General features: G+C 70.6%; 24 protein-coding genes and 1 pseudogene. 14 read left to right on the forward strand and 11 right to left on the reverse strand.

The window, feature by feature from the left end:
* The 5 genes from VO99_RS27885 to VO99_RS27905 all read left to right on the forward strand — a co-directional run bounded on the left by VO99_RS27885 (nt 1) and on the right by VO99_RS27905 (nt 3682).
* Nucleotides 1-822: an ABC transporter ATP-binding protein gene (locus VO99_RS27885; RefSeq protein WP_046116228.1), complete on the forward strand. Its 822-nt coding sequence runs from the start codon at nt 1-3 to the stop codon at nt 820-822.
* The gene (locus VO99_RS27890) at nt 819-1037 is read left to right on the forward strand and encodes a DUF4089 domain-containing protein (protein WP_046116229.1); all 219 of its coding nucleotides are present in this window, start codon (nt 819-821) and stop codon (nt 1035-1037) included. The genes VO99_RS27885 and VO99_RS27890 overlap by 4 nt, the downstream gene beginning before the upstream one ends.
* Nucleotides 1034-2446, forward strand: a complete 1413-nt coding sequence (locus tag VO99_RS27895) for an AtzE family amidohydrolase (protein ID WP_046116230.1) — start codon at nt 1034-1036, stop codon at nt 2444-2446. The genes VO99_RS27890 and VO99_RS27895 overlap by 4 nt, the downstream gene beginning before the upstream one ends.
* Before the next feature lie 74 nt (nt 2447-2520).
* Complete coding sequence (gene hpxZ / locus VO99_RS27900) at nt 2521-2934, forward strand: oxalurate catabolism protein HpxZ (protein ID WP_046116231.1); 414 nt, start codon at nt 2521-2523, stop codon at nt 2932-2934.
* Between the two features lie 10 nt (nt 2935-2944).
* Nucleotides 2945-3682 carry a GntR family transcriptional regulator gene (locus VO99_RS27905; RefSeq protein WP_046116232.1) on the forward strand — a complete coding sequence of 246 codons (738 nt, stop codon included), beginning with the start codon at nt 2945-2947 and terminating at the stop codon, nt 3680-3682.
* Between the two features lie 18 nt (nt 3683-3700).
* Here VO99_RS27905 and VO99_RS27910 read toward each other — a convergent pair whose 3' ends face one another.
* The gene (locus VO99_RS27910) at nt 3701-4162 is read right to left on the reverse strand and encodes a PaaI family thioesterase (protein WP_046116331.1); all 462 of its coding nucleotides are present in this window, start codon (nt 4160-4162) and stop codon (nt 3701-3703) included.
* A gap of 126 nt (nt 4163-4288) precedes the next feature.
* On the opposite strand from VO99_RS27910, the gene VO99_RS27915 reads away from it, so the two are divergent.
* On the forward strand, nt 4289-5383 hold the full coding sequence (locus VO99_RS27915) for a phosphotransferase (RefSeq protein ID WP_046116233.1): 1095 nt from the start codon (nt 4289-4291) through the stop codon (nt 5381-5383).
* Nucleotides 5380-7104: a long-chain fatty acid--CoA ligase gene (locus tag VO99_RS27920; RefSeq protein ID WP_046116234.1), complete on the forward strand. Its 1725-nt coding sequence runs from the start codon at nt 5380-5382 to the stop codon at nt 7102-7104. The genes VO99_RS27915 and VO99_RS27920 overlap by 4 nt, the downstream gene beginning before the upstream one ends.
* On the opposite strand, the gene VO99_RS27925 is transcribed toward VO99_RS27920, so the two are convergent.
* Together VO99_RS27925 and VO99_RS27930 are read right to left on the reverse strand one after the other, a co-directional pair.
* On the reverse strand, nt 7077-7502 hold the full coding sequence (locus VO99_RS27925; RefSeq protein ID WP_157039858.1) for a hypothetical protein: 426 nt from the start codon (nt 7500-7502) through the stop codon (nt 7077-7079). The two genes, VO99_RS27920 and VO99_RS27925, sit on opposite strands and share 28 nt — an antisense overlap.
* A gap of 29 nt (nt 7503-7531) precedes the next feature.
* On the reverse strand, nt 7532-8272 hold the full coding sequence (locus VO99_RS27930) for a hypothetical protein (protein WP_052736692.1): 741 nt from the start codon (nt 8270-8272) through the stop codon (nt 7532-7534).
* Nucleotides 8273-8376: 104 nt separating this feature from the next.
* On the opposite strand from VO99_RS27930, the gene VO99_RS30695 reads away from it, so the two are divergent.
* From VO99_RS30695 to VO99_RS27940, 3 genes and pseudogenes are all read left to right on the forward strand, one after another.
* Complete coding sequence (locus VO99_RS30695; RefSeq protein WP_157039859.1) at nt 8377-8538, forward strand: hypothetical protein; 162 nt, start codon at nt 8377-8379, stop codon at nt 8536-8538.
* 27 nt (nt 8539-8565) lie between these two features.
* Nucleotides 8566-8793 (forward strand): annotated as a pseudogene (locus VO99_RS27935) (DUF7352 domain-containing protein); the annotation flags it as partial.
* A gap of 54 nt (nt 8794-8847) precedes the next feature.
* Nucleotides 8848-9921 (forward strand): Gfo/Idh/MocA family protein, encoded by a 1074-nt coding sequence (locus VO99_RS27940; protein WP_083441014.1) that lies wholly within the window; start codon nt 8848-8850, stop codon nt 9919-9921.
* 10 nt (nt 9922-9931) lie between these two features.
* Here VO99_RS27940 and VO99_RS27945 read toward each other — a convergent pair whose 3' ends face one another.
* Nucleotides 9932-10402 (reverse strand): lysozyme inhibitor LprI family protein, encoded by a 471-nt coding sequence (locus VO99_RS27945; protein WP_052736695.1) that lies wholly within the window; start codon nt 10400-10402, stop codon nt 9932-9934.
* Nucleotides 10403-10533: 131 nt separating this feature from the next.
* Here VO99_RS27945 and VO99_RS27950 point away from each other — a divergent pair, with 131 nt between their 5' ends.
* Nucleotides 10534-11127 carry a lipocalin family protein gene (locus VO99_RS27950; RefSeq protein WP_083441016.1) on the forward strand — a complete coding sequence of 198 codons (594 nt, stop codon included), beginning with the start codon at nt 10534-10536 and terminating at the stop codon, nt 11125-11127.
* 2 nt (nt 11128-11129) lie between these two features.
* Here VO99_RS27950 and VO99_RS27955 read toward each other — a convergent pair whose 3' ends face one another.
* The 5 genes from VO99_RS27955 to VO99_RS27975 all read right to left on the reverse strand — a co-directional run bounded on the left by VO99_RS27955 (nt 11130) and on the right by VO99_RS27975 (nt 15870).
* Nucleotides 11130-12296: an ABC transporter substrate-binding protein gene (locus tag VO99_RS27955; protein WP_046116236.1), complete on the reverse strand. Its 1167-nt coding sequence runs from the start codon at nt 12294-12296 to the stop codon at nt 11130-11132.
* A gap of 147 nt (nt 12297-12443) precedes the next feature.
* Nucleotides 12444-13181, reverse strand: a complete 738-nt coding sequence (locus VO99_RS27960) for an ABC transporter ATP-binding protein (protein ID WP_046116237.1) — start codon at nt 13179-13181, stop codon at nt 12444-12446.
* Complete coding sequence (locus tag VO99_RS27965; protein WP_232315620.1) at nt 13174-13986, reverse strand: ABC transporter ATP-binding protein; 813 nt, start codon at nt 13984-13986, stop codon at nt 13174-13176. Before VO99_RS27965 ends, VO99_RS27960 begins: the two co-directional genes overlap by 8 nt.
* On the reverse strand, nt 13979-15007 hold the full coding sequence (locus tag VO99_RS27970; RefSeq protein WP_046116239.1) for a branched-chain amino acid ABC transporter permease: 1029 nt from the start codon (nt 15005-15007) through the stop codon (nt 13979-13981). The genes VO99_RS27965 and VO99_RS27970 overlap by 8 nt, the downstream gene beginning before the upstream one ends.
* Entirely contained in the window at nt 15007-15870 is an 864-nt protein-coding gene (locus VO99_RS27975) for a branched-chain amino acid ABC transporter permease (RefSeq protein WP_046116240.1), read from the reverse strand. Before VO99_RS27975 ends, VO99_RS27970 begins: the two co-directional genes overlap by 1 nt.
* Before the next feature lie 234 nt (nt 15871-16104).
* Here VO99_RS27975 and VO99_RS27980 point away from each other — a divergent pair, with 234 nt between their 5' ends.
* Together VO99_RS27980 and VO99_RS27985 are read left to right on the forward strand one after the other, a co-directional pair.
* A complete protein-coding gene (locus VO99_RS27980; RefSeq protein WP_046116241.1) occupies nt 16105-17034 on the forward strand; it encodes a 2-hydroxyacid dehydrogenase in 930 nt (309 codons plus the stop codon).
* Between the two features lie 20 nt (nt 17035-17054).
* A complete protein-coding gene (locus VO99_RS27985; RefSeq protein ID WP_046116242.1) occupies nt 17055-18614 on the forward strand; it encodes a class I adenylate-forming enzyme family protein in 1560 nt (519 codons plus the stop codon).
* Here VO99_RS27985 and VO99_RS27990 read toward each other — a convergent pair.
* The gene (locus VO99_RS27990) at nt 18590-19921 is read right to left on the reverse strand and encodes a TetR/AcrR family transcriptional regulator (protein WP_046116243.1); all 1332 of its coding nucleotides are present in this window, start codon (nt 19919-19921) and stop codon (nt 18590-18592) included. The two genes, VO99_RS27985 and VO99_RS27990, sit on opposite strands and share 25 nt — an antisense overlap.
* A gap of 196 nt (nt 19922-20117) precedes the next feature.
* Between VO99_RS27990 and VO99_RS27995 the strand changes: the two genes are divergently transcribed.
* Nucleotides 20118-20882 carry an SDR family NAD(P)-dependent oxidoreductase gene (locus tag VO99_RS27995; RefSeq protein WP_046116244.1) on the forward strand — a complete coding sequence of 255 codons (765 nt, stop codon included), beginning with the start codon at nt 20118-20120 and terminating at the stop codon, nt 20880-20882.
* On the opposite strand, the gene VO99_RS28000 is transcribed toward VO99_RS27995, so the two are convergent.
* Nucleotides 20820-23384 carry a chemotaxis protein CheW gene (locus VO99_RS28000; RefSeq protein WP_083441017.1) on the reverse strand — a complete coding sequence of 855 codons (2565 nt, stop codon included), beginning with the start codon at nt 23382-23384 and terminating at the stop codon, nt 20820-20822. The genes VO99_RS27995 and VO99_RS28000 overlap by 63 nt on opposite strands.
* Nucleotides 23385-23412 lie beyond the last annotated feature (28 nt).

Raw genomic sequence — 23412 nt, forward strand, 5'->3', positions numbered from 1 at the left:
ATGTCCGCCGTGTTGAACGCACCCGTGGTGCCCGACGTGCCGCCGCGGCCCTTCGTGCCCGGCCCCGCCGGCACCCACATCACCATCCGCGGCCTGACCAAGTACTTCGCCGGCTGGCCGCTGTACGAACACTTCGACCTCGACATCCCCAAGGGCAAGATCACCTCGGTGTTCGGCCCCAACGGCTGCGGCAAGAGCACGCTGATCAACATGATCGCCGGGCTGATTCCCATCGACGCGGGGCAGATCCTGTTCGACGGCAAGAGCCTGAAGGACACCAAGATCGGCTACGTGTTCCAGAACTACCGCGAGGCGATGTTCCCGTGGATGCGCACCATCGACAACATCGCCTATCCGCTGAAGCTCGAAGGCCGCAGCAAGGCCGACGTGGACCGCCGCATGGCCGAGCTGGTGGCCTCCTTCGACGTCAAGTTCGACCTGAACCGCTTCCCGTATGAGCTGTCGGGCGGCCAGCAGCAGACCGCTTCCATCATGCGGGCGCTGGCGCCCAGCCCGGAGGTGCTGTTCCTCGACGAGCCGTTCAGCGCGCTGGACTTCGAGATGACGCTCTTCATCCGCGAGAAGCTGCAGGAGGTGTTCATGCAGACCGGCACCACCATGCTGCTGGTCTCGCACGACCTGGAAGAAGCGGTGTACCTGGCCGACGAGGTGCTGCTGCTGACCAAGCGCCCCACCCGCGTGGCCGAGATCCTGCGCTATGGCGATGCCCGCCCGCGCACCGTGGCCACGCTGTCGGAGCCTTCGTTCATCAGCACCAAGAAGCTGAGCCTGGAGATCTTCCAGCGCGAGGTGCGCCGATGAACGCAACATTGACGCCGCAGCAGGTGGAAGCCTACGTGGACGCCGCGGCCGCCGCGCTGGGCCTGCCGCTGCAGCCCGAGCACCGGCCCGGCGTGCTGCGCTACTTCGCGCTGGCCACCGAAATGGCTGATCTCGTCAACCAATTTCCGCTGGCTGTGCAGGACGAACCGGCACCCGCCTTCGTGCCGGTGTCGCCCGCGGAGCTGCCGCGATGACGTCGGCGGCCGACCTGCTGCTGCAGCCCGCCGCCCGCATCGCCCAGGCGGTGCGCAACGGCGAGGCCACCGCCACCGCCGTGGTGCAGGCCAGCCTGGCCCGCATCGCCGCCAGCGATGGCGCGGTCAATGCCTTCACCGACCTGACGGCCGAGCGGGCACTGGCCGGTGCCGCCGCGCTGGACGAGCGCCTGGCCGCCGGCGACGAAGCCACGCGCGCCCTGCCGCTGCTGGGCGTGCCCTATGCGGTGAAGAACCTGTTCGACGTGGCCGGCCTCACCACGCTGGCCGGCTCGAAGATCGAACGCGGCCGGCCGGCCGCCCAAGCCGACGGCCCGCTGCTGCGGCGCATGGACGCGGCCGGCGCGCTGCTGGTGGGCGCGCTCAACATGGACGAGTACGCCTACGGCTTTACCACCGAGAACAGCCACGAAGGCCCGACCCGCAATCCGCACGACCTGACGCGGGTGGCCGGCGGCTCATCGGGCGGATCGGCCGCGGCCGTGGCGGCGGGCCAGGTGCCGATCACGCTGGGCTCGGACACCAATGGCTCCATCCGCGTGCCCTCGTCGCTGTGCGGCGTGTTCGGCTTGAAGCCCACCTACGGCCGGCTGCCGCGCAATGGCAGCTACCCCTTCGTGGCCAGCCTCGACCATCTGGGGCCGTTCGCCCGCTCGGCGATGGACCTGGCCCTGGCCTATGACCAGATGCAGGGCCATGACCCGCACGACCCCGGTTGCGTCGCCCGCGCGGTGGAGCCCACGCTGCCCACGCTGGCCAAAGGCATGGGCGGACTGCGCATCGCGATGCTGGGCGGCTGGTTCCACGACCAGGCCGGGCCCGAGGCACGGGCCGCCGTGGCACGCGTGGCCGATGTGCTGGGCGGCCTGCCCACCGTGCTGCTGCCCGAAGCGGCCCAGGCCCGCGCGGCCGCCTTCGTCATCAGCAATGCCGAAGGCGCCGCGCTGCACCTGCCCGACCTGCGAAGCCGCGCGCAGGACTTCGAGCCGCTGTCGCGCGACCGCTTCCTGGCCGGTGCGCTGCTGCCGGCGGCCTGGGTGCAGCAGGCCCAGCGCATGCGCCGCTGGGTGGCGCTGCGTGCGGCCGAGCTGCTGCGCGAGGTGGATGTGCTGGTCGCGCCGGCCACGCCGCTGGTGGCGCCGGCCATCGGCACCGAATGGATCGAGATCCACGGCCAGCGGCTGCCCGCGCGGCCTAGCCTGGGCCTGCTGGCGCAACCCATCTCCTGCATCGGCCTGCCGGTATGCACCGCGCCGGTGTGGGGCTGTCACCCGACGATGCCCATCGGCATCCAGCTCATCGCCGCGCCCTGGCGGGAAGACCGCGTGCTGCGCGTGGCGCATGCGCTGGAACGGCAGGGCCTCTTCCACTCACCGACCGCCCCATGAGCGCCCCCGCCCGGCCGCCCGAAGGCGGCGCTCCTCCCGCTCGGCGGGATCCCGCGCAGCGGGAGGGTGCTCCATTGACGGACGACGACATCAACATTCCCGCCGTGTTGGCCGAAGTGCAGGCCGTGTTCGCGCAGTACGAAGACGCCCTGGTGAACAACCGGGTCGAGGTGCTGGACGCGCTGTTCTGGAACTCGCCGCACACCGTGCGCTACGGCGCCACCGAGAACCTGGTGGGTTATGCGCAGATCCAGGCCTTCCGCGCCGGGCGCTCGCCGGCCGGGCTGGCCCGTACGCTGGGCCGCACCGTCATCACCACCTTCGGCCACGACATGGCCACCGCCATGACCGAATTCCAGCGCGAAGGCAGCAGCGCCACCGGCCGCCAGAGCCAGACCTGGGTGCGCTTTGCCGATGGGCGCTGGCGCGTGGTGGCCGCGCATGTGAGCCTGCTGGCCGCGCCCGCGCCGCAGGGGGTCGCTCGTTAAGATCGACCGCATGCGCGCCCTCGCCCGTACCACCCCTGCCGCCACCGCCCTGGCCGCGGCCGCCGCCAGCCGGCCGAACCTGGCCGAGCAGGTGTATGCCCGCCTGAAGGCCGAGATGGTGGACTTCCAGCTGGTGCCCGGCGACCGCTTCTCCGAAGCGGAGCTGGGCCAGCGCCTGGGCGTCAGCCGCACGCCGGTGCGCGAAGCGCTGTTCCGGCTGCGCAATGAAGGCTACCTGGACGTGGAACTGAAGTCGGGCTGGTACGTCAAGCCCATCGACTTCGGCAAGCTGGAGCAGCTGTACGACCTGCGCGTGATCCTGGAGCTGGCCAGCGTGCAGCGGCTGTGCGCCCACACCGGCACGCCGCCCGAGCCGCTGGAGCAGCTCAAGGCCATCTGGCTGGTGCCCGCGGCCGAGCGGCTGGCCGATGCCCGCGAGGTGGGCCTGCTGGACGAGCAGTTCCACGCCACGCTGGTGCGCGCCGCCGGCAACGACGAGATCGCCAGGGTGCACGGGGACGTGACCGAGCGCATCCGCATCATCCGGCACCTGGACTTCACCCGCGCCGACCGGGTGGAAGCCACCTACAACGAGCACGCCAAGATCCTTCGCGCGGTGATGCAGCGCAAGCCCGACCAGGCGCAGCTGCTGCTGAAGAGCCATGTGGAGCAGAGCAAGGCCGAGGTGCGCAAGATCACCCTGGCCACGCTGCACGAGGCGCGGCAGAAGGCGGCGCGGCGAGCCTGAGCTGGCGCGCGCGGTGGCTCAGGCCCGCGGCCGGGTCGGCTCGCGGCCGGTGACCGAGAACACGCCGCTGGCGCGCAGGATCACGCGCTCGTCCACCTGCAGCAGGCATTCGGCGAAGGCCAGCCGCGCGCCCTGGCGGCGCACGGTGACATGCGCCTCGAGCCAGTCGCCCGGCTTGGCCGACGAGAGGTAGTCGGTGGTCAGGCTCACCGTCACCATCGATTGCTGCGGCCGCCGCGTGAGGAACACGTTCATGCCCAGCGCGCAGTCCGCCACCGTGGCCAGCATGCCGCCATGGGTGACGCCCAGCACGTTAGTGTGCTTGTCCTGCACCCGCAGGCCCAGCACCACCAGGCCGTCGACGCCCGGCACCGGCTTGCCGTACACCGGGCCCAGGGCCGCGAAATAGGGGCCGCCATGGGCGATGCGCTCGAAGCCCGCGGGCACGGCGGCATCGGCGGGCATGTGTTCTTCGTTCATGGCGAAGACCATACCGCAGTTTCTGAACCTCTGGCCGGCGAAGGTACACCTGGGGAATACCAGCCATTCCAAAGCACAGCACGCTGGCAGAATTCCCAGCCTTGACCGCTGCCCAACCCTGCCCTGATGAGCGCCCCTGACACCACCTTCAACGGCACGCGGCCCGTGTCCGCCGCCCATGCCTTCGATGTCGACCGGCTCGACGCCTACCTGCGCCAGCACATCGCCGGCTATGCGGGCGGCACCCAGGTGGAGCAGTTCAATGGCGGGCAGAGCAACCCCACCTTCAAGCTCGGCACCGCCGACGGCCGGCAGTACGTGCTGCGGCGCAAGCCGCCCGGCGTGCTGCTGCCCTCGGCCCATGCGGTGGACCGCGAATACCGCGTGATCCGGGCGCTGGCCGGCACCGAGGTGCCGGTGGCGCCGGCCCACCTGCTGTGCGAGGACACCGAGGTCATCGGCTCGATGTTCTACGTGATGGACTGCGTGGAGGGCCGCATCCTCTGGGACCCGCAGCTGCCCGGCATGGCGCCGGCCGAGCGGACCGCGCTGTACGACGAACTCAACCGCGTGATGGCGGCGCTGCACCGGGTCGATCCGGCGGCGGTGGGCCTGGCCGACCACGGCAAGCCCGGCCGCTACCTCGAACGGCAGATCGACCGCTGGAGCCGGCAGTACCGCGCTTCCGAGACCGAGAAGATCGAGGCCGCCGACGCGCTGATCGACTGGCTGCCGCGCCACCTGCCGACGGCGGACGAAACGCCGCGCATCGTGCACGGCGACTTCCGCATCGACAACGTGATCTTCCATCCCACCGAGCCGCGCGTGCTGGCGGTGCTGGACTGGGAGCTGTCCACGCTGGGCGACCCGCTGGCCGACTTCGCCTACCACTGCATGACCTGGCACATGCCCGGCGGCGCCACCCGCGGCCTGGCCGGCGTGGACCTGGCCGCGCTCGGCATCCCCACCGAGGCAGACTACCTGCAGCGCTACCTGCAGCGCACCGGCCATCCGCAGGCGGTGAGCCCGGCGGTGTGGGGCTACTACCTGGTGTTCAACATGTTCCGGCTGGTGGGCATCCTGCAGGGCGTGATGGCGCGGGCGCTGCAGGGCAATGCTTCGAACACGCGCGCGCTGGAAGCCGGCCGACGCGCCCGGCCGATGGCCGAACAGGCCTGGGCGATGGCACGGCAGCTGGACGCAGCCCGGGGCCGCCCATGAGCAGCGAGGCAGCGGCTCATCGCTTCTGGCCGCCGGGGCTGCCGCGTCACCTGACGCTGCCGCGCACCAACCTGTGGTTCAACGTGGAGGTGTCGGCCGCGCGCTACCCCGACAAGCCCTTCCTGCTGTTCTACGACACGCCGCTGAGCTTCGCGGACTTCAAGCAGGAAGCCGAGGACCTGGCCGGCCACCTGCAGCAGGTGTGCAACGTGCAGCGCGGCGACCGCGTGCTGCTGGACATGCAGAACAGCCCGCAATGGGCGCTGGCCTTCTACGCCATCCTGCGCGCCGACGCGGTGGTGGTGCCGGTGAATCCGATGAACCGCAGCGAGGAGCTGCGCCACTACGTGCACGACAGCGGCGCCCGCGTGGCCTTCGTCGCGCAGGACCTGCTGGCCGAGCTGCTGCCGCACCTGCGCAGCGGCGAAGGCAGCCTGCAGCATGTGGTGGTGGCCACCTACAGCGACCACCTGAAGCAGCCCACCGACCTGCCGGTGCCGGCCTTCGTCAGCGCCCCGCGCAGCGTGCCGGCCCTGCCCGGCGTGCACGGCTGGCAGGCGGCGGTGCAGGCGGCGCACCGGCCCGGAACGCTGCACAACGGCCCCGACGACCTGTGCGTGATGCCCTACACCTCGGGCACCACCGGCCACCCGAAGGGCTGCATGCACACCCACGCCACGGTGATGAGCACGCTGGTGGGTGGGGTGCAGTGGTTCGGCCGCACGCAGGACACGGTGTACCTCGGCGTGCTGCCCTACTTCCACGTCACCGGCATGGCCGGCGGGCTGAACAGCCCGATGTTCAGCGGCGCCACCGTGGTGGTGCTGCCGCGCTGGGACCGCGAGGCCGCGGGCCGCTGCATCGAGCGCTACCGCGTCTCGGTCTGGCAGGTGATCTCCACCATGATGATCGACTTCCTGTCGCAGCCCGACGTGGAGCGCTTCGACCTCGGCAGCCTGCAGGGCATCCGGGGCGGCGGGGCGGCCATGCCGGCGGCCATCGTGGCCAAGCTCAAGGCCTTGACCGGCCTCGACTACGTGGAGGGCTACGGCATGTCGGAGACGATCGCCGCCACCCACATCAACCCGCCGCACCGGCCGAAGCCGCAGTGCCTGGGCATCCCGGTGTTCGACGTGGATGCGCGGCTGGTCGACCCCGCCACGCTGGCCCCGGTGGCGCCGGGCGAGGTGGGGGAGATCGTGGTGCACGGCCCGCAGGTGATGCAGGGCTACTGGAATGCGCCGCAGGCCAACGAGTCCACCTTCATCGAGATCGACGGCAAGCGCTTCCTGCGCACCGGCGACCTGGCCCGCATCGACGACGAGGGCTACTGGTTCATGGTCGACCGGCTCAAGCGCATGATCAATGCGGCCGGCTTCAAGGTGTGGCCGGCCGAGGTGGAGGCGCTGATGTACCAGCACCCCGACATCCAGGAAGCCTGCGTCATCGGCACCGTGGACGAGCGGCGCGGCGAATCGGTGAAGGCGCTGGTGGTGCTCAAGCCCGCGGCGCGCGGCCAGGTGAGCGAGCAGCAGGTGGCCGACTGGTGCCGCCAGCACATGGCGGCCTACAAGGCACCGAAGGTGGTGGCGTTCGTCGATGCGCTGCCCAAGTCGGGCACGGGCAAGGTGCAGTGGCGGGCGCTGCAGGAACAGGAGCGGGCCGACGCGGCCGCACCGGCGTCCACCTCGGCTCAGGGGCAGGGCCGCACGTCGAACTGAAACGGCGCTTCGCCGCGCCGGCAGCGCCAGGACTTCTTCATCTCGGTGACCTGCCAGCCGCCGGCCGACGTGCGGGCAAGCGCCAGCTCCAGCCGCTGCGTGTGCACCGCATCGTCGAGCAGGCCGTCGCGGAGGATGACCACGCGCGACACCGAAGGCGATTCAGGCGTGTCATGCGTCTGCACGATCACCTGCCGCAGGCCCTCGAAGGTGCCGGCGACATGCAAGGCCGCGTCCAGCGCCGACACCATCGAAGCGGCAGGCGGCATCCGGGCCTGGTACTGCGATGCCGGCACCACCACGCTGGCCACCACCGGCAGGTCGATGAGCGCGGACGGCCCGGATGCCCATGCGGGCGCAGCGGCCCCGAGTGCCAGGCAGATGGCGTGGCGGATCATGGTCATCACATTCGGCGCTCGGGCCGCATTCAGCCGCCGGTGAGCAAGGCGTCGGGCAGCTCGTAGCGCTCGTCGTTGCCGACGCGCACGGTGGTCACGTCGCCCTGCCGGCTGGCCGACAGCGGCTGCGCCGAGTCACTGGCCACCGGCTTGCCTTGCATGAAGAGCAGGGTGCGCGCCATGTCGTTGGCGGCGCCACGCAGCTCCACGGTGGCGGTGCCGTCGCGCCCGCGCCGGATCACGCCCGCCTGGCACTGCGCGTCGGCGGCGGACCCCGGCATCCGGCAGGGCACGGTGGCGGTGGCATGGAAGCGGGTGCCCGGCACCAGCGCATCCTGCGCGCCGGCCAGCGGCGGCAGCGGCTGCCCGTTGACGCCCAGCTGCAGCGTGAACGCCGCCCGCTCGTTGCGCCGCGCCGCGCTGCGCACCAGGTAGACCTGCACCCGGTACAGCCCGTCGGCCGGCAGCAGCACGCGGGCATCGGCACCCTGCAAGCTGCCGATGAACAGGGCCTCCATCGCGCCCGGGGCGCTGATGTTGAAGTTGAGCGAGGCGCTCTTGGCAGACAAGGTGGCCGACAGCGTCTGGCCCGCGCGCGCATCCACCACGAAGGTGGCATCGGCATCGCCTTGAACGCTGCCGCGCAGCTGGGTCGTGGTTTGGCCGGCTGCGAAATGCACCGCGGGGCCGGCGCCATCGGCGGCCTCCGTGGCCAGGGGCACCTGGACGCCCAGCACGACAAAGGCAGCGAAGTGGGTCAGGCGGTTCATGGGCAGAGCTCGCAGGTGGCCCACGACAGGGCGGCCGGCCGATTGTGGCGCGCAAGCGCTGCTGGCGCGCCGGTGACGGGCAGCAGAGAATCCGGCGCCCTCACATGCGCAAGAGCAAGGCCTTGGCAGTACCGCCCCCCATCTGGATCGAAGCCTCGCGCTTCGATGACGTTCACGATCCCGACTACCGGGCCGCATTGCTGGCGCAGGGCGTGAATCCGCTGTCGCAGCGCGCGTCGGCGGCAGGCCCTTGTCGATGGCCTTGATGGCGCTGGCCGGGCACCGGTGAACAGCATGTGCAGATGCCTTCGGGCGCCAGCCTGCTGAGTATTCAACTGCAGGACGGACTGCCCCAGCTGTGGGCGGCCTGCGACCCCGGGGCCGCCAAGGTGCTGCGCCGCATCGCCGCCTTCGGCACCGGCGACGACATGGCCCTCACGGCCGATGCGCGCTACATCGGTACCCTGCAGGTGGGCTACGCCGTGCTGCACTACTTCGACCTCGGCGAACGCCTGCGCTGAGCGGTGCGGGTCCGGCGATTGCCGGCGGCTTCCTTCCCATCCCCCGGAGCCGCCATGCCCACCCCCGACGCCGCCTCATCCGCCCCACATTCCCCACCGCCCGCGCGCCCGGCCGGCTATGCCGTCGTGGGCCTGGGCCAGCTCACGCTGGAAGAGATCCTGCCGGCCTTTGCGCTGTGCACCCATGCGCGGCCGGTGGCGCTGGTGAGCGGGGACCGGGGCAAGGCGCTGCCGGTGGCGCGTGAGCACGGCATTGCCGAGGACCATGTGCTGGACTACGAGCACTTCGGCGACCTGGCCGGCCTGGCCGACGTGGACGTCGTCTACATCGTGCTGCCCAACCACCTGCATGCCGAGTACACGCTCAAGGCCTTCCAGGCGGGCAAGCATGTGCTGTGCGAAAAGCCGATGGCCGTCACGGCCGAGGAATGCCAGCGCATGATGGACGCGGCCCGCGCGGCCGACCGCCAGCTCATGATCGCCTACCGGCTGCACCACGAGCCCTTCAACCAGCGCATGGCCGCGCTGTGCCAGGAAGAAGCGCTCGGGCGGGTGAAGACCATCATGGCCAGCAACTGCCAGGTGACGAAGGCGCCGGACATCCGGCTGCAGGCCGGCAAGGGCGGCGGCCCGGTGAGCGATACCGGCATCTACTGCATCAACGCCTGCCGCATGGTCACCGGCGAGGAGCCGGAATCCGCGGTGGCCCTGGCCCACCAGCCGAAGGACAACCCCGACTTCGCCGAGGTGCCCGAAAGCGTGGCCTTCCTGCTGCGCTATCCCTCGGGCGTGATCGCGCATTGCGAGACCAGCTTCGGCGCCGCCGAAAGCCGGCACCTGCGGGTGCATTGCGCCGACGGCTTCATCGACATGGAAGCCGCCTTCTCCTACCAGGGCCAGCGACTGCAGCTGCGCCGCGGCAGCCCCACCAGCGGCCCGGCCAGCACCGAGGAACTGCTGTTGAAGCCGGTGAACCACTTCGCGGCCGAGATGGACTACTTCGCGGCCTGCGCGCTGGCCAACCAGCCGCCGCGCACCGATGGCGAGATGGGCCTGGCCGACGTGCGCATCATCGACGCCATCGAGCAGTCGCTGCGCGAAGGCGGCGTGGTGCGGCTGCAGGCCTGAAGGCGTTCGATCAGCGCGCCACCGCGGGCCGCACGCAGGCCAGGTCGCCTTCCGGGCAGTTGACGGTGGCGGCCAGCGCCGCGGCACGCTCGCGCGTCATGCGGGCCGCACATTGCCACTGCAGCATGGGCTGCGCACTGCCACCGGCGGCGGCGCCGCTTTCGAAGGCACAGGCCTCGGTGCGGAACTGCAGCCAGGCCTTTTGCACCTTGCGCATTCCGTCGCGCTGCGAACCGGCCCAGCCCTGCTGCACCCGTTGCAGCGTGGCGGCCAGCTCGGCCTGCGCCAGCAGGAAGTCTTCGTACGCACACGCATTGAGCTGAGCCTGCGTGACGGGCCGGTTGCAGTCGCCGGGCGCGGCGGCCGGTGGTGCGGGTTGCGCGAGCGCACCGCCCGCGGCCAGCAGCCAGGCGGCCGCCAGCGCGCCGGCACGGGCGGCAAGGGAAGGTGACGGGTTCATCGGCAGGGTGGCGGCATGCATGCGGCGATTGTGGGCCCGGCGCCTACACGGTTTTCGGACGGCGGTGGTTGCAGCCATGCCCGGCTGCCGCCAGCATGCGCGCAGGCGTCGGTATGGTCCGTACGCCGCGCTGCCGCTGGGATGCCGCGACGATGAAACTGCCCCGTTCCCCCTCCCCCTTCCTGCCCGTGCGCCCACCGCTGCGCAAGCGCCACATCGCTGCCGCCGGCCTGGTGCTGGGCGCCTGCGTGCTGCTGGCCGCCTGCCAGAGCACGCCCACGCGCCCGCCGCTGGCCGTTGCGCCGTCGCTGGACATCGACCGCTACATGGGCGACTGGTACGTGATCGCGGTGATTCCCACCTGGCCGGAGCGCAACGCCTACGACGCGGTGGAGCGCTACGAGCGCCGGCCCGACGGCAAGATCGCCACCACCTTCACCTTCCGCGACGGCGGCCACGACGAGCCGCTGAAGACCATGCGCCCGGTGGGCACCGTGCTGCCGGGCACCAGCAACGCCATCTGGACGATGCAGTTCCTGTGGCCCTTCGAGGCCGACTACCGGATCATGCACATCGACCCCGCCTACAAGGAAGTGGTGGTGGGCCGCGAGAAGCGCGACTACGTGTGGATCATGTCCCGCACGCCCACCATGCCGGCCGCCGACCTGGAGCGCCTGACGCGCCTCGTGGCGGCGCAGGGCTATGACGTGGGCAAGCTGCGGCGGGTGCCGCAGCAGCCCCGCTGAGCTCACTTCGCCGCGTTGAGCGTGCTGAGCTTCACTTCCTTGATCTTGCCGTTCTCCACCACGCCCACGCGCGTGTCGTTCACGGTGCCGCCCTTGTCGTCCACGCCGTCGAGCGTGCTGGGGTTGTTCAGCGCGGGCAAGGCCTTGACCGCCTTGTCCATCTGCGCGCGGATGGCGGTGGCGTCGGTGGTGGTGCCGGCCAGCTTCATCGCGATGGCGGTGGCGTGCACGATGGTGTAGTTGTACGAGACCTCGGAGCTGGGCGTGCGGCCGGGGTAGGTCTTGCGGAAGCGCTCGACGAAGCTCTTGGCGTCGGGGCTGGAATCCTCGGCCAGCGGCAGCACGCCGATGGCGCCTTCCAGCATGCCGTAGCCGCCGGTCACGGCCGAGATCTCGTCCATCTTGGCCTGGTCGATGATGGCGAAGCCGCCCTTGAAGCCCAGCTCGCGGGCCTGCTTGACCACCAGCCCGGTGGGCTCGCTGGCGCCGCCGATGAACATCACGTCGGGCTTGGCCGCCAGCACGCGGCTCACGCCGCTGTAGAAGTCGGCCGCGCGGTTGTAGCTCATCGGGTTCTCGGCCACGATCTTGCCGCCCGCGGCTTCCCAGGCCGGCTTGAAGGCCGCCGTCCAGGCCTTGGCGTAGTCGTGGTCGGCATTGGCGATGGCCAGGTTCTTGCCGTACTTGCCCATGGTGTGCTTCACGAAGGGCTGCACATAGGCGGTGTACTCGGGCGGGATGCGGATCGTCAGCTTGTTGTTGCGCGCGGTGATCTGCGGCACGCTGCTGTAGGCCAGCACCATGTACTTCTGCGCCTCGTTCTGCGTCTGCAGCGCGAAGATGCCGCCCGAATGCGGCACCAGGATCGCGGGTGTCTTGCTTTCCTGCACCAGGCGCTGCGCATTGATGGCGGTCTCGCTGGGGTTGTACTTGTCGTCCAGCGCGACGATCTCCAGCTTCACCTTCTTGCCGCCCACCTCCAGCCCCGCGGCATTGATCTCGGCCGCGGCCATCTGCATGCCGTCCAGCACGTTCTTGCCGTACAGCGCCGCGCCGCCGCTCAGCGGGCCCGAATAGCCAATCTTCACCACCTCCTGCGCCAAGGCGGAGGTGGCCGCCAGCGCCGCAGCGGCCACGGCAAGGAAGCGGAAGGTCGAGGTCTTGTGCATGCTTGTCTCCAAAAATCAGAACAGGAAAAACAGCGCCCGCCCCGCACGGCCAAAGGACCAAGCACGAGCCACGGATCCGGCTCCGCCGGTCCGTCGGCGAACGGCCCCCTTGGGGGGTAGCGAGCGCAGCGAGCTTGGGGGCTTCATCTACGCGCCGATGTAGGCGCGGCGCACTTCGTCGTTCTTCAAAAGCGTGTCGCGGTCGCCTTCCATCACGATGCGGCCGTTCTCGATCACATAGGCGCGGTCGGCGATCTTCAGCGCGGCATAGGCGTTCTGCTCGGCCAGGATCACGGTGGTGCCGCTGCGGTTGATGCGCTGGATCACCTCGAACACCTGCTTGACCACCAGCGGCGCCAAACCCAGCGAAGGCTCGTCCAGCAGCAGCGCCTGCGGCCGGCCCATCAGCGCGCGGCCGATGGCCACCATCTGCTGCTGCCCGCCGCTGAGGGAGCCAGCCGAATGGTGCTGCTTCTCCTTCAGGATGGGGAACAGCGCCATCACCTCGTCCAGCATCTTCTGGTTGCCCGCCTTGTCGCCGCGGTGCACGTAGGCGCCCAGGTTCAGGTTCTGCAGCACGCTCATCTGCGGAAACAGCTTGCGGCCCTCGGGGCACAGCACCAGCCCGCCCGCCACGATCTGCGAGGGCTTGCGGCCCACCAGCTCCTGGTTGCCGAAGCGGATGCTGCCGCCGCGGGCCTTGTGGATACCGCTGGTGGTCAGGAAGATGCTGCTCTTGCCCGCGCCGTTGGCGCCCAGCAGCACCACCAGCTCGCCCGGCTTGGCCTGCAGGCTCACGCCGTCCAGCGCGCGGAAGCTGCCGTAGTCCAGCGTCAGGTTCTCGATGACCAGGCCGGCGCCTGCGGTGTAGATGGCCTCAGACATCGGCATGCTCCGCACCCAGGTAGGCGTCGATCACCGCCGTGTTGTTGCGGATCTCGGCCGGGGTGCCCTCGGCGATCTTCTCGCCGTAGTTCAGCACCATGATCTTGTCGGCCAGGCTCATGATCATGTTCATCTTGTGTTCGATCAGGCACACGGTGATGCCATGCCGCACGAACTTGCGGATCAGCTCGGCCAGGCCCAGCGTCTCGTCGGGGTTCACGCCGCCAGCGGGCTCGTCCAGCAGCACCAGCTTGGGGTCGGTGGCCAGCGCCAGCGCGAAGGCCACGCGCTTGCGTTCCTCCTGCGTGATGTCGCCGGCCATGCGGTGGCCGATGTGCGACAGGCCCACGAAATCCAGCGCGTCACGCGCCTTCTCGCGGCAGAGCTTCTCCTCCTGCTTCAACCGCTGGGTGCCCACGATCACGTCCCACAGGTTGGCGCGGGTGCGCAGCCGGTGACCCACGATCAGGTTGTCCAGCACCGTGGCCATGTCGAACAGCGCGGTGGTCTGGAAGGTGCGCGACACGCCCAGCTGCGCCACCTGGTCGGTGCGCATCTGCGTGACGTCGGTGCCATCGAACAGGATCTGCCCGCTGGTCGGCTTGTGCACGCCGCTGATGAGGTTGAAGAAGGTCGTCTTGCCGGCGCCGTTGGGGCCGATGATGGCGTTGATCTTGCCGCGCTCCACCGTCGTGCTCACGTCGTTGACGGCCACCAGGCCGCCGAAGCGCTTGGTGAGGTTGCGGATCTCGAGGCAACCGCTGGCGGCGGCCGGGCTGTGAGGCATGGTGCGTTGCTCAGGCATGGCGCTGGCCTCCGGCGCTGACGTTGGGAACAGCGCGCAGGCCTTCCGCCTTGCGCGCGGCGGCGGCGGCCGGCTCCGCTGCCTGCGATGCCTTGCGTGCCCGCCAGCCCAGCCAGCTGCCCACGATGCCGTGCGGCACGAAGATCACCAGCAGGATCAGGATGGGCCCGAACACCAGGAAGCGGTACTCCTGCAGGAACTGCAGGTACTGCGTGATCCACGGCACCGAGATGCTGCCGAGCAGCGGCCCCAGCAGCGTGCCCAGGCCGCCCACCAGCATGTACATCGTCATGTCGAAGGTGTGTTCCACCGCAGCCACGCCGGGGCCCAGGAAGCGCACGAAACCCGCATACAGGCCACCGGCCACGCCGGCATAGAACACCGACAGCACGAAGGCCAGCAGCTTGGTGCGCATCAACCGGATGCCCAGCGCCTCGGCCAGCTCGTCGCTGTTGCGGATGGCCATGAAGCTGCGGCCCAGCAGCGAATTGACGATGCGCCGCATCACCCAGATGCCCAGCACCAGGAAGAAGAACACCAGGTAGTACAGCGTGCGCGGCGTGTCGAACACCAGCGGGCCGATGGGCGACGGGCCGGGGATGCCGATGATGCCCACGGTGCCGTGGGTCAGGCTCTCCCACTTCTCGATCACCAGGAACATGATGTAGCCCACGCACAGCGTGAAGATCGAGAAGTAGTGGCCCTTCAGCCGCAGCGACACCGCGCCCACCGCCACGCCCAGCGCCGCGGTGACGAAGCCCGACAGCGCGAAGGCGATCCAGAACGGCACCTGGTGGTCCACGGTGAGGATGCCCACCGTGTACGCACCCACGGCCATGAAGCCGCTGTGCGCCAGGTTGAACTGGCCGGTGTAGCCGGTGATGAGGTTCAGGCCGATGGTGGCGATGGCGTAGATGTAGGCCGTGGACATCACCGTGAGGTGGTAGTCGTTGCCCGCCATCAGCGGGAAGGCCAGGCCCAGCAGGAAGAGGGCGAGCCAGCCCAACGTTGCCTTGTTCATCAATGGGCTCCCTTCGCAAAGAGGCCCTGGGGACGGAACGACAGGATCAGCACCAGCAGCGCGAACGCGATGATGTCCTTGTAGTCCGTCGAGATGTAGAAGGCCCCGAAGCTCTCGGCGAAGCCGATGATCAGCCCGCCGAGGATGGCGCCCGGCACGCTGCCCATGCCGCCCAGGATGATGATGACGAAGGCCTTGGTGATCACCAGGTGGCCCATCGCCGGGTACACCAGGTTGATCGGCGCATACAGCGTGGCGGCCACCGCCGCCAGCACGCCGCTGATGGCGAAGGTCATCATCGCCACGCGGTTGGCATCGATGCCCACCAGCGAGGCGCCGTCGCGGTTCTGCGCCATCGCCACGATGGTGGAGCCGGTGACGGTGCGGCGCAGGAAGAGCTGCAGCAGCACCATCAGCGCAAAGGCCGAGGCGATGATGAGCAGCCGCTGCACCGGCGCGGTGACGCCGGCGAAATCGATGATGCCGGTGTAGGGCGTCTGCATGCGATGGAAGTCCGCGCCCCAGATGGCCTGTGCACCGGCCTCCAGGAACAGCAGCATGCCGATGGCCGCGATCATCGGATGCAGGCCCGAGGCATGGCGCAGCGGATGGAACACCAGCCGCTCGGCCACCGTGGCCAGCGCCGCCACGGCCACCGCCGAGCCGGCCATCGCGATCCAGTAGTTGGCGCCGTACTTCGACATCAGGTGGAAGCTGATGAAGGCCCCCGCCATGTAGAACGCGCCGTGCGCGAAATTGGGCACGTGCAGGATGCCGTACACCAGCGTGAGGCCGAGCGCCACGAGGCTGTAGATGCCACCGAGCGTGAGGCCGTTGAGCACTTGCTGAAGGAAGAGATCCACGGGCGGACTGCTTTGCGTTGAAGGCCAGGGCCACGATGGTGGCAAGCCGCTTCCGCAACCGTCAACCGAAAGCACGGTATGCGTTTCGCCATATGCAATAACTCGGGCAAACACCGACCCGCACGGGGCTGACCCCCGGGAGAGCCCTGATACGCTGCTGTCGCCGAGGTGGCAGGCCGACTCGGGTACAGCCCTGAGTCGGCCGCTGTTTAGAATTTTGGGAATGGGAGTTTCATGGGCATCCTGCTGTTGTCTTCGCCGCTGCCCGCGGCCCCTTTTGCCGATGCGCTGCGTGCCGCGGCGCCCGACGTGCCGGTGTGGACCAGCCTGGACGAGGCCCCGCCCGACGAGGTGGAGATCGTGATGGCCTGGCGGCTGCAGCCCGGCGTGCTGCCGCGGTTGCCCAACCTGCGCGCGCTGTGTTCATTGGCCGCCGGCGTGGACAAGCTGGTGGGCGTGCCGGACCTGCCGCCCACGCTGCCGGTCACCCGCGTGGTGGACCCGATGCAGGGCGTGCAGATCGCGCAGTACGTGCTGGCCGGCGCCCTCACCTTCACCCGCGACCTGAGGCGTTATGCCGACCAGCAGGCGCGCGGCATATGGGAGCGCCACCCGGTGCGGCCGGTGCAGCAATGCCGCGTCGGCCTGCTGGGCCTGGGGGCGGTGGGCCAGGCCATTGCCCGCGCCTTCGCGCCGCTGGCCTATCCGGTGGCCGGCTGGTCGCGCCGCCCGCGCGAGCTGCCGGGCATCCAGTGCTTTGCGGGGGATGGGGCGCTGCCGCAGCTGCTGGGGCAGAGCGACATCCTGGTGTGCGCGCTGCCGCTCACCGCCGGGACCCGCGGGCTGCTGAACCGTGAGCGGCTGTCGCTGCTGCCGCGCGGCGCCATCGTGGTGAACGTGGGCCGCGGCGAGCAGATGGTGGAGCCCGACCTGAAGGCATTGCTGGACGAAGGCCACCTGGCCGGCGCGGTGATGGACGTGTTCGACCGCGAACCGCCGCGCCCCGACGACTGGACCTGGACCCATCCGAAGGTGCTGGCCACGCCGCACATCGCGGCGCAGGCCTCGTTCGACACCGTGGCCGCGCAATGCGTGGACACCCTGCGCCGCCTGCGCGCCGGCCAGCCGCCGCAGTGGCTGGTGGACCGCAGCGCCGGCTACTGATGAACCCGACGGAGCCGCCGATGACCGCCGCCACCTCTCCTTTCGAAGCCGACTTCGACCTCATCACCGAGCAGATCCGCCGCCATGCGCAAGCCGCGCCGCAGCGCCGCGCGCTGGTGGACCCGCAGCACACGCTGGGCTATGGCGAGCTGGATGCGTTGATGGACCGCGTGGCCGCCAGCCTGCAGCGCGACGGCCTGCGGTCGGGCGATGCCATCGGCATCTGCGCCGCCTCGTCCACCCTGTATGCCGCGGTGTTCCTCGGCGCGCTGCGCGCCGGCGTGGTGGTGGCGCCGCTGGCCCCGGGCGTGCTGCCGGCGGCCTTCGCCAACATGCTGCGGGACGCAGGCGCGAAGCGGCTGTTCGTCGACGCCAGCGTCGCGGCCACCACGGGCCCGCTGGCCGACGACGGCGGCGTGCCGCGCATCGCGCTCGATGGCAGCGAGGCAGGGCAAGCCCTGCAGTCCTGGCTGGCGCCCGAAGGTGCCCGGCCGCAGCCGGTGTCACCCGAGCCGGCCTGGCCCTTCAACATCATCTATTCGTCGGGCACCACCGGCGAGCCCAAGGGCATCGTGCAGGGCCACGGCATGCGCTGGTCGCATGTGAAGCGCGGCCGGAACTACGGCTATGGTGAAGACACGGTGGCGCTGCTGTCCACGCCGCTGTACTCCAACACCACGCTGGTGGTGTTCTTCCCGTCGCTGGCCTGGGGCGGCACGGTGGTCCTGATGCCGAAGTTCGATGCGGTGCGCTACCTGCAGATCGCCGAGACCGAACGCATGACGCACACGATGCTGGTGCCGGTGCAGTACCAGCGGCTGATGGCGCGGCCCGACTTCGACCGCCACGACCTGTCGGCCACGCGGGTGAAGTTCAGCACCAGCGCGCCCTTCAACGCGGCGCTCAAGGCCGATGTGCTGAAGCGCTGGCCCGGCGGCCTGGTGGAGTTCTACGGCATGACCGAAGGCGGCGGCACCTGCATCCTGGAGGCGCATGCCCACCCCACCAAGCTGCACACCGTGGGCCGGCCGTCGGAAGGCCACGACATCCGCGTGATCGACGAGGCCGGCCGCACGCTGCCGGTGGGCGAGGCCGGCGAGGTGGTGGGCCACTCGCCCGGCATGATGACCGGCTACCACAACCGCCCCGAGCAGACCCGCGCGGTGGAGTGGTTCGACGAGACCGGCAAGCGCTTCATCCGCACCGGCGACGTCGGCCGCTTCGACGAGGACGGCTTCCTCACGCTGGTGGACCGCAAGAAGGACATGATCATCAGCGGCGGCTTCAACCTCTACCCCAGCGACCTGGAAGCGGTGCTGCGCGAGCATCCGGCGGTGGCCGAGGCCTCGGTGATCGGCGTGCCCTCCGAGCAGTGGGGCGAGACGCCGGTGGCCTACGTGGTGCTGCGCGAAGGCCAGGACCTGGCCGCCGATGCGCTGCGCGAGTGGGTGAACGAGCGCGTGGGCAAGACCCAGCGCCTGAGCGACCTGCGCCTGGTTGGCGAGCTGCCGCGCAGCGCCATCGGCAAGGTGCTCAAGCGCGAGCTGCGCGACCTCTACGTGGCCAGGCCCGCCGGCTGATCCTCCGGCCGGTCCTCCTCCTGCTGCACCGCCGGCGACGCCGGCACCAGCAGGCCGAGGAACAGCGGCCGCGCATACAGCTCGGCCACCGTGGCTTCGCGGGCGTCGTGCACCCAGCGGCGCAGCTCGGCGGTGGCATTGATGCCGCCGATGAGCACCTGCGCGGCCATCTGGGTGTCCAGCGGCCGCACCGATCCGTCCACCACGCCTTCCACCAGCAAACCGGCCATGCGCTGCGTCAGCCGGTGCAGCGTGGTGCGCACCGTGTCGCGATGCGCCTGGTCGGGCAGCGCGCTGGTGGCCGAAGCGCGCAGCAGCGGCCCTTCGGCCGACAGCTGGAAGCGCACCAGCGACCGGCCCGCCGCCGCGGCCCGCACACCGCCGCTGCCGGGCGCCTGCTCGGCCTGCTGCAGCGCGCGGCGCAGCACCGAGAAGCTGCGCTCGAAGCATTCGGTGATCAGGTCTTCCTTGTTGTCATGGTGGTGGTAGAACGAGCCCTTGGTGACGTTGAGCCGGGCCGAGATCTTGTCCACCGAGGCACCGCGGTAGCCCTGCTCGTTGACCAGCGCGGTGGCCGCGCGCAGGAAGGCATCGGCCGCATCGTCGGAGCTGTCCACCAGCCGCCAGCCTTCCTCCGGCGCGGGGGCGGCCGCAGCCGGCGCAGGCCAGGCGCCCGGCGCCATCACGCCATGCAGCAGCACCTCGGCCGCCTGCGCGGCCATGCGGCCGTAGTGCGCCGGCTCGTACTGCCACAGCCACACCCGCAGCCATAGCGCGGCCGACAGCAGCGCATGGCCGCGCGCATTCAGCTCGCGGCGGCCGATGCCGGCGGTCTCGGGGCCCTTGAGCAGCGCCCGCACCTGTCTATACATGTCGGTGTAGCGCCGCCAGGCTTCCTCTGCCTGCGGGCTGGGCAGCGCCAGCAGGTCGTTGAACTGCATCACCGCCGGCTGCTCGCCGCGTTCCACCGCGGCCAGCGCCTCCGCATGGCCGCGCATGTAGCAGCGCACCCGGCTGGCCACGTCGGGCTGGGCAGCGGCATCGGCCACGATGGCGTCGTGCAGGTCCAGCGCGCGCAGCACGCAGGCGATGGCCAGGTCTTCCTTCTTGCGGTAGTAGTAGGTGACGCTGTTGGTCACCAGGCCCACGCGGCCGGCGATGTCGGCCAGCGTGGCGCCCTTGACGCCGCGTTCGTTGAACACCGCCACCGCCGCCTGCAGCAGGGCTTCGCGCTTTTCCTGGAAACGCAGCGTCTGGGCGGCGGTGGCGGCCGGTGCGGCGCGTTGCGACAGCGAGGGGGAGCTCATCAGGTGCGGGGCGGCGGGCAGGTGCGGGGTGCGCGGATGATACGGCCGGCCATGGCGCCGGCCTGGCTCGCAGCATCCTGCTTTTCGAAGAAGAAGTACGTCGGCATTTCCCCTTAGCGTTGTTGCGGATGCAGCGCTTCAGAAGCCCTGGTACGGTAGCCGCATCGACACCAACCGCCCCTGGGAGGGCCTGCCCATGTCTCTGTTCTCACTCGAAGGCCAGGTGGCCGTCATCACCGGATCGTCGCGCGGCATCGGCAAGGCCATTGCCGAGCGCATGGCCGAGCAAGGCGCGCGGGTGGTGATCTCCTCCCGCAAGGCCGAGCCCTGCAACGAGGTGGCCGCGGCCATCAATGCGCGCCATGGCGCGGGCCGGGCCATCGCCATCCCGGCCAACATCTCCTCCAAGCAGGAGCTGCAGCACCTGGCGGAGGAAACCGTGCGCCAGCTGGGCCCGATCACCACGCTGGTGTGCAACGCGGCCAGCAATCCCTACTACGGCCCGCTGGCCGGGATCGAGGACGACCAGTTCCGCAAGATCCTCGAGAACAACGTGATCGCCAACCACTGGCTGATCAACTTCGTGGCGCCGTCGATGATCGAGCGCCAGCAGGGCTCCATCGTCATCGTCTCCAGCATCGGCGGGCTGCGCGGCTCGCCGGTGATCGGGGCCTACAACATCTCCAAGGCGGCGGACTTCCAGCTGGCGCGCAACCTGGCGGTGGAATACGGACCGCACAACGTGCGGGTGAACTGCATTGCGCCGGGCCTGATCCGCACCGACTTCGCCCGCGCGCTGTGGGAGGACGAGGCCATGCTCAAGCAGCGCATGTCCACCACGCCGCTGCGCCGCATCGGCGAGGCCGACGAGATTGCCGGCGCCGCGGTGTTCCTGGCCTCACCGGCCAGCAGCTACATGACCGGCCAGAGCATCGTGGTCGACGGCGGCGTGACGATCTGAGGTCGCGCCCCACAGCACACGCGCATCCAGCAGCGTGAGCATGTGGCGGCCCTGCCCCTGCACCAGCTGCTCGCCGGGCCCGGGGCTGGGCTGCAGCTGGTCGGCCCCGGCATCGAACACCGGGCCCAGCGCATCCACCCGCAGCGCCAGCCGCTGGGGCGCACCGCCGGCCAGCGTGTACTGCGCCACCACCAGCGGCGCATTCTCCGGACGCGGGCGCTCGATGCCGCGCAGCACCGCCAGGTCCAGCACCGGCAGCAGCGCGTCGTCGTGCGACACCAGGCCCGGCAGCTGCGGCCGGGCATTGGGCAGCGCGGTGATGCGCACGCCTTCCAGCGCCTGCACCACCTGGCCGATGGGCAGGCCGAACCAGGCATCGGCCAGCCGGAAGGCGGCCACGCGCACCGCGGGCCGCGCGCCCGGGGCCAGCGGCGAAGGCTCGAAGGCCGCCACCGGCTGCGCCGGCTCCGCCAGCCGGCGGCCCAGCGGCGTGAGCACCAGCGTGCCCACGTCGTCCTCCGCATGCCGGCGTGCCACCGGGTACTCGCGGTAGCCGCCGGCCATGGCATAGCCCACCGCATGGGCCACGCCGTCGATGTCGATGACGCAGGCGCCCGACTGGCCGGCTGCCAGCGCCGCCCAACCCGGCGGCAGCACGGCCGGGCTGCCGGGTGCCACCGATGCATCGGTGCTGGCCACCACCAGGCCACCGCGGGTGACGATGAGTGCCTGGCCCGGCAGGTCGCGCGGCAGTGCATCGGCCAGCATGGCCGCGAACTGCGGCGCGCCGTCGAACACGATGCCGATGCCGCCCACCACCTGCTGCTGCGCATCCCGCAGCGCGGTGGCGAACACGTAGGTGGCCCGGCCGCCGTACAGCGCCGTGGCCGCATGGCGGGACACGGCATGGCCCTGGCTGTCGCGGCAGGCCAGGGCCTCGGCCACCCAGGGTTCGGCCAGCACGCGGCCGCGCCAGTCGGCCGCGGCCGGCTGCGAGACGGCCACCACCTGGCCCTGCGGATCGAACAGCACGATCAGCGCATACACCGTGTACAGCCGGTTGATGTGGCCGAGCACCGCTTCGGCCTGCGCGGCGTCGGCCTGCGCGGCCAGGGCCGCGCGCAAGGTGTCGTCCAGCGCCCACCAGCGCACGTCGTTGGCACGCTCGTAGAGGTTGCGGTCCATGATGTCGATGGCCAGCCGGGCATGGTGGCGCACGCGGTCGAACACCGCGGCCAGGGTGGCCCGGTGCAGGTTGCCGATGGCCTCGTCGAACACGCGGCGCAGGCGTTCGCCGGTCAGGCCCACCTCGCCCAGCAGCGTGCCGGCGAAGGCGGCGCCGGCCATGCCGGCCTCGCCGCTCTGGCGCAGCCGGCCGTTCCACAGCAGCCGGGCCAGGCCGCGCTCGATCTGCTGCGCCTGCGGGCCGATGGCCTGCAGCTGGGCATCGAACAGGCCCTGGGTGTCGATGTGGCCGGCCAGCCGCTGCAGCGCCGCGGTGCTGGTGGCGGTGGCGGGCGCGTCGGTGTCGGTGGCCGGTGCCTCGAAGGCCAGATCGCTGGGCACCAGCGCCAGCGCGCTCCAGCCGGGGCCGCCATAGCCCTCGTAGCCGCTGGGCGCGGCCCAGGCGGCGATGAAGTCGCGGCCGGCGAAGCGCAGCCGGTGCTGGCGGTGGCCGGGCAGCGGCGCGCCCACCGGCAGCAGCCAGGGGTCGGAGCTGGCCACCACCGTGCCCTGGCCGTCCAGCAGCACGATGGCGCCGGCTTCCGCGGGCGCGCACAGCTGGCCGAAGATGCGGCGCATCTCGTCGTCGAAGCGGAAGGAGAGGCACAGCACGCCGATCACCGCGCCGGCCTCGCCGCGGATGGCATGGGCATACAGCAGCCCCGGCCGGCCGCCCAGCAGCGGCAGCAGGCCCGCATGCTCCACGTAGCCGCTGCCGCGCAGGGCCTCGGCCAGCCAGGGTGCTTCACCGGGGCCGGTGCTGGCCAGGCGGTGGTCCAGCCGGGCCAGCACGTCGCCCTGCGGCGACAGCACGACGATGTCGTCGTAGACCGAATACTTGGCCACGTACTCGCGGAAGCGCCCTTCCAGCGCCTGCCGCCGGCCGGTGTCGAAGGAGCGTGCGGCGCACTGCTGCACATGGTGGCGCAGCACGCTGTCGGTGGCCAGGAAGCCGACGTCGGCGGTGCGCTCGAACAGGTTGCGCACCAGGATGTCGATGGCCACCTGGGCCCGCGCCTGCAGCCCGTGGCGCAGGTGGGCCAGCGTGCGGGTGGCCAGCGCGTCCAGCAGCGTGTTGCCCAGCGTCTCGAAGGCGCGTCGGGTATTGCCGATGTCGGGCACGGTGCCGCTCATCTGCCCCAGCAGGGCCAGCGTGTCCCACATGGCCTGCAGGCGCTGCAGGTTCTCGCGGTGTTCCTCCACCGCCTCCATGCGGGCCACCAGGCCGGCCACTTCGGGTGAGAACGGCAAACCGCGTCGTAGCAACTTCGTGGACATGGGGTACTGCTGGCAATACGAAACGGCC

This window comes from Aquincola tertiaricarbonis (assembly GCF_000969605.1).
Lineage (GTDB): Bacteria > Pseudomonadota > Gammaproteobacteria > Burkholderiales > Burkholderiaceae_C > Aquincola > Aquincola tertiaricarbonis.

What these genes read in the sequence shown, in the direction of transcription:
- VO99_RS27980 (WP_046116241.1), top strand. Translation starts at nt 16,105, where the DNA reads ATGGGCATCCTGCTGTTGTCTTCGCCGCTGCCCGCGGCCCCTTTTGCC.
- VO99_RS27925 (WP_157039858.1), bottom strand. Translation starts at nt 7,502, where the DNA reads ATGATCCGCCACGCCATCTGCCTGGCACTCGGGGCCGCTGCGCCCGCA.
- VO99_RS27890 (WP_046116229.1), top strand. Translation starts at nt 819, where the DNA reads ATGAACGCAACATTGACGCCGCAGCAGGTGGAAGCCTACGTGGACGCC.
- VO99_RS27910 (WP_046116331.1), bottom strand. Translation starts at nt 4,162, where the DNA reads ATGAACGAAGAACACATGCCCGCCGATGCCGCCGTGCCCGCGGGCTTC.
- VO99_RS27905 (WP_046116232.1), top strand. Translation starts at nt 2,945, where the DNA reads ATGCGCGCCCTCGCCCGTACCACCCCTGCCGCCACCGCCCTGGCCGCG.
- VO99_RS27995 (WP_046116244.1), top strand. Translation starts at nt 20,118, where the DNA reads ATGTCTCTGTTCTCACTCGAAGGCCAGGTGGCCGTCATCACCGGATCG.
- VO99_RS27960 (WP_046116237.1), bottom strand. Translation starts at nt 13,181, where the DNA reads ATGTCTGAGGCCATCTACACCGCAGGCGCCGGCCTGGTCATCGAGAAC.
- VO99_RS27990 (WP_046116243.1), bottom strand. Translation starts at nt 19,921, where the DNA reads ATGAGCTCCCCCTCGCTGTCGCAACGCGCCGCACCGGCCGCCACCGCC.
- VO99_RS27885 (WP_046116228.1), top strand. Translation starts at nt 1, where the DNA reads ATGTCCGCCGTGTTGAACGCACCCGTGGTGCCCGACGTGCCGCCGCGG.
- VO99_RS27965 (WP_232315620.1), bottom strand. Translation starts at nt 13,986, where the DNA reads ATGCCTGAGCAACGCACCATGCCTCACAGCCCGGCCGCCGCCAGCGGT.
- VO99_RS27940 (WP_083441014.1), top strand. Translation starts at nt 8,848, where the DNA reads ATGCCCACCCCCGACGCCGCCTCATCCGCCCCACATTCCCCACCGCCC.
- VO99_RS27945 (WP_052736695.1), bottom strand. Translation starts at nt 10,402, where the DNA reads ATGCATGCCGCCACCCTGCCGATGAACCCGTCACCTTCCCTTGCCGCC.
- VO99_RS27955 (WP_046116236.1), bottom strand. Translation starts at nt 12,296, where the DNA reads ATGCACAAGACCTCGACCTTCCGCTTCCTTGCCGTGGCCGCTGCGGCG.
- VO99_RS27985 (WP_046116242.1), top strand. Translation starts at nt 17,055, where the DNA reads ATGACCGCCGCCACCTCTCCTTTCGAAGCCGACTTCGACCTCATCACC.
- VO99_RS27970 (WP_046116239.1), bottom strand. Translation starts at nt 15,007, where the DNA reads ATGAACAAGGCAACGTTGGGCTGGCTCGCCCTCTTCCTGCTGGGCCTG.
- VO99_RS27950 (WP_083441016.1), top strand. Translation starts at nt 10,534, where the DNA reads ATGAAACTGCCCCGTTCCCCCTCCCCCTTCCTGCCCGTGCGCCCACCG.
- VO99_RS30695 (WP_157039859.1), top strand. Translation starts at nt 8,377, where the DNA reads ATGCGCAAGAGCAAGGCCTTGGCAGTACCGCCCCCCATCTGGATCGAA.
- VO99_RS27920 (WP_046116234.1), top strand. Translation starts at nt 5,380, where the DNA reads ATGAGCAGCGAGGCAGCGGCTCATCGCTTCTGGCCGCCGGGGCTGCCG.
- VO99_RS28000 (WP_083441017.1), bottom strand. Translation starts at nt 23,384, where the DNA reads ATGTCCACGAAGTTGCTACGACGCGGTTTGCCGTTCTCACCCGAAGTG.
- VO99_RS27895 (WP_046116230.1), top strand. Translation starts at nt 1,034, where the DNA reads ATGACGTCGGCGGCCGACCTGCTGCTGCAGCCCGCCGCCCGCATCGCC.
- VO99_RS27915 (WP_046116233.1), top strand. Translation starts at nt 4,289, where the DNA reads ATGAGCGCCCCTGACACCACCTTCAACGGCACGCGGCCCGTGTCCGCC.
- VO99_RS27930 (WP_052736692.1), bottom strand. Translation starts at nt 8,272, where the DNA reads ATGAACCGCCTGACCCACTTCGCTGCCTTTGTCGTGCTGGGCGTCCAG.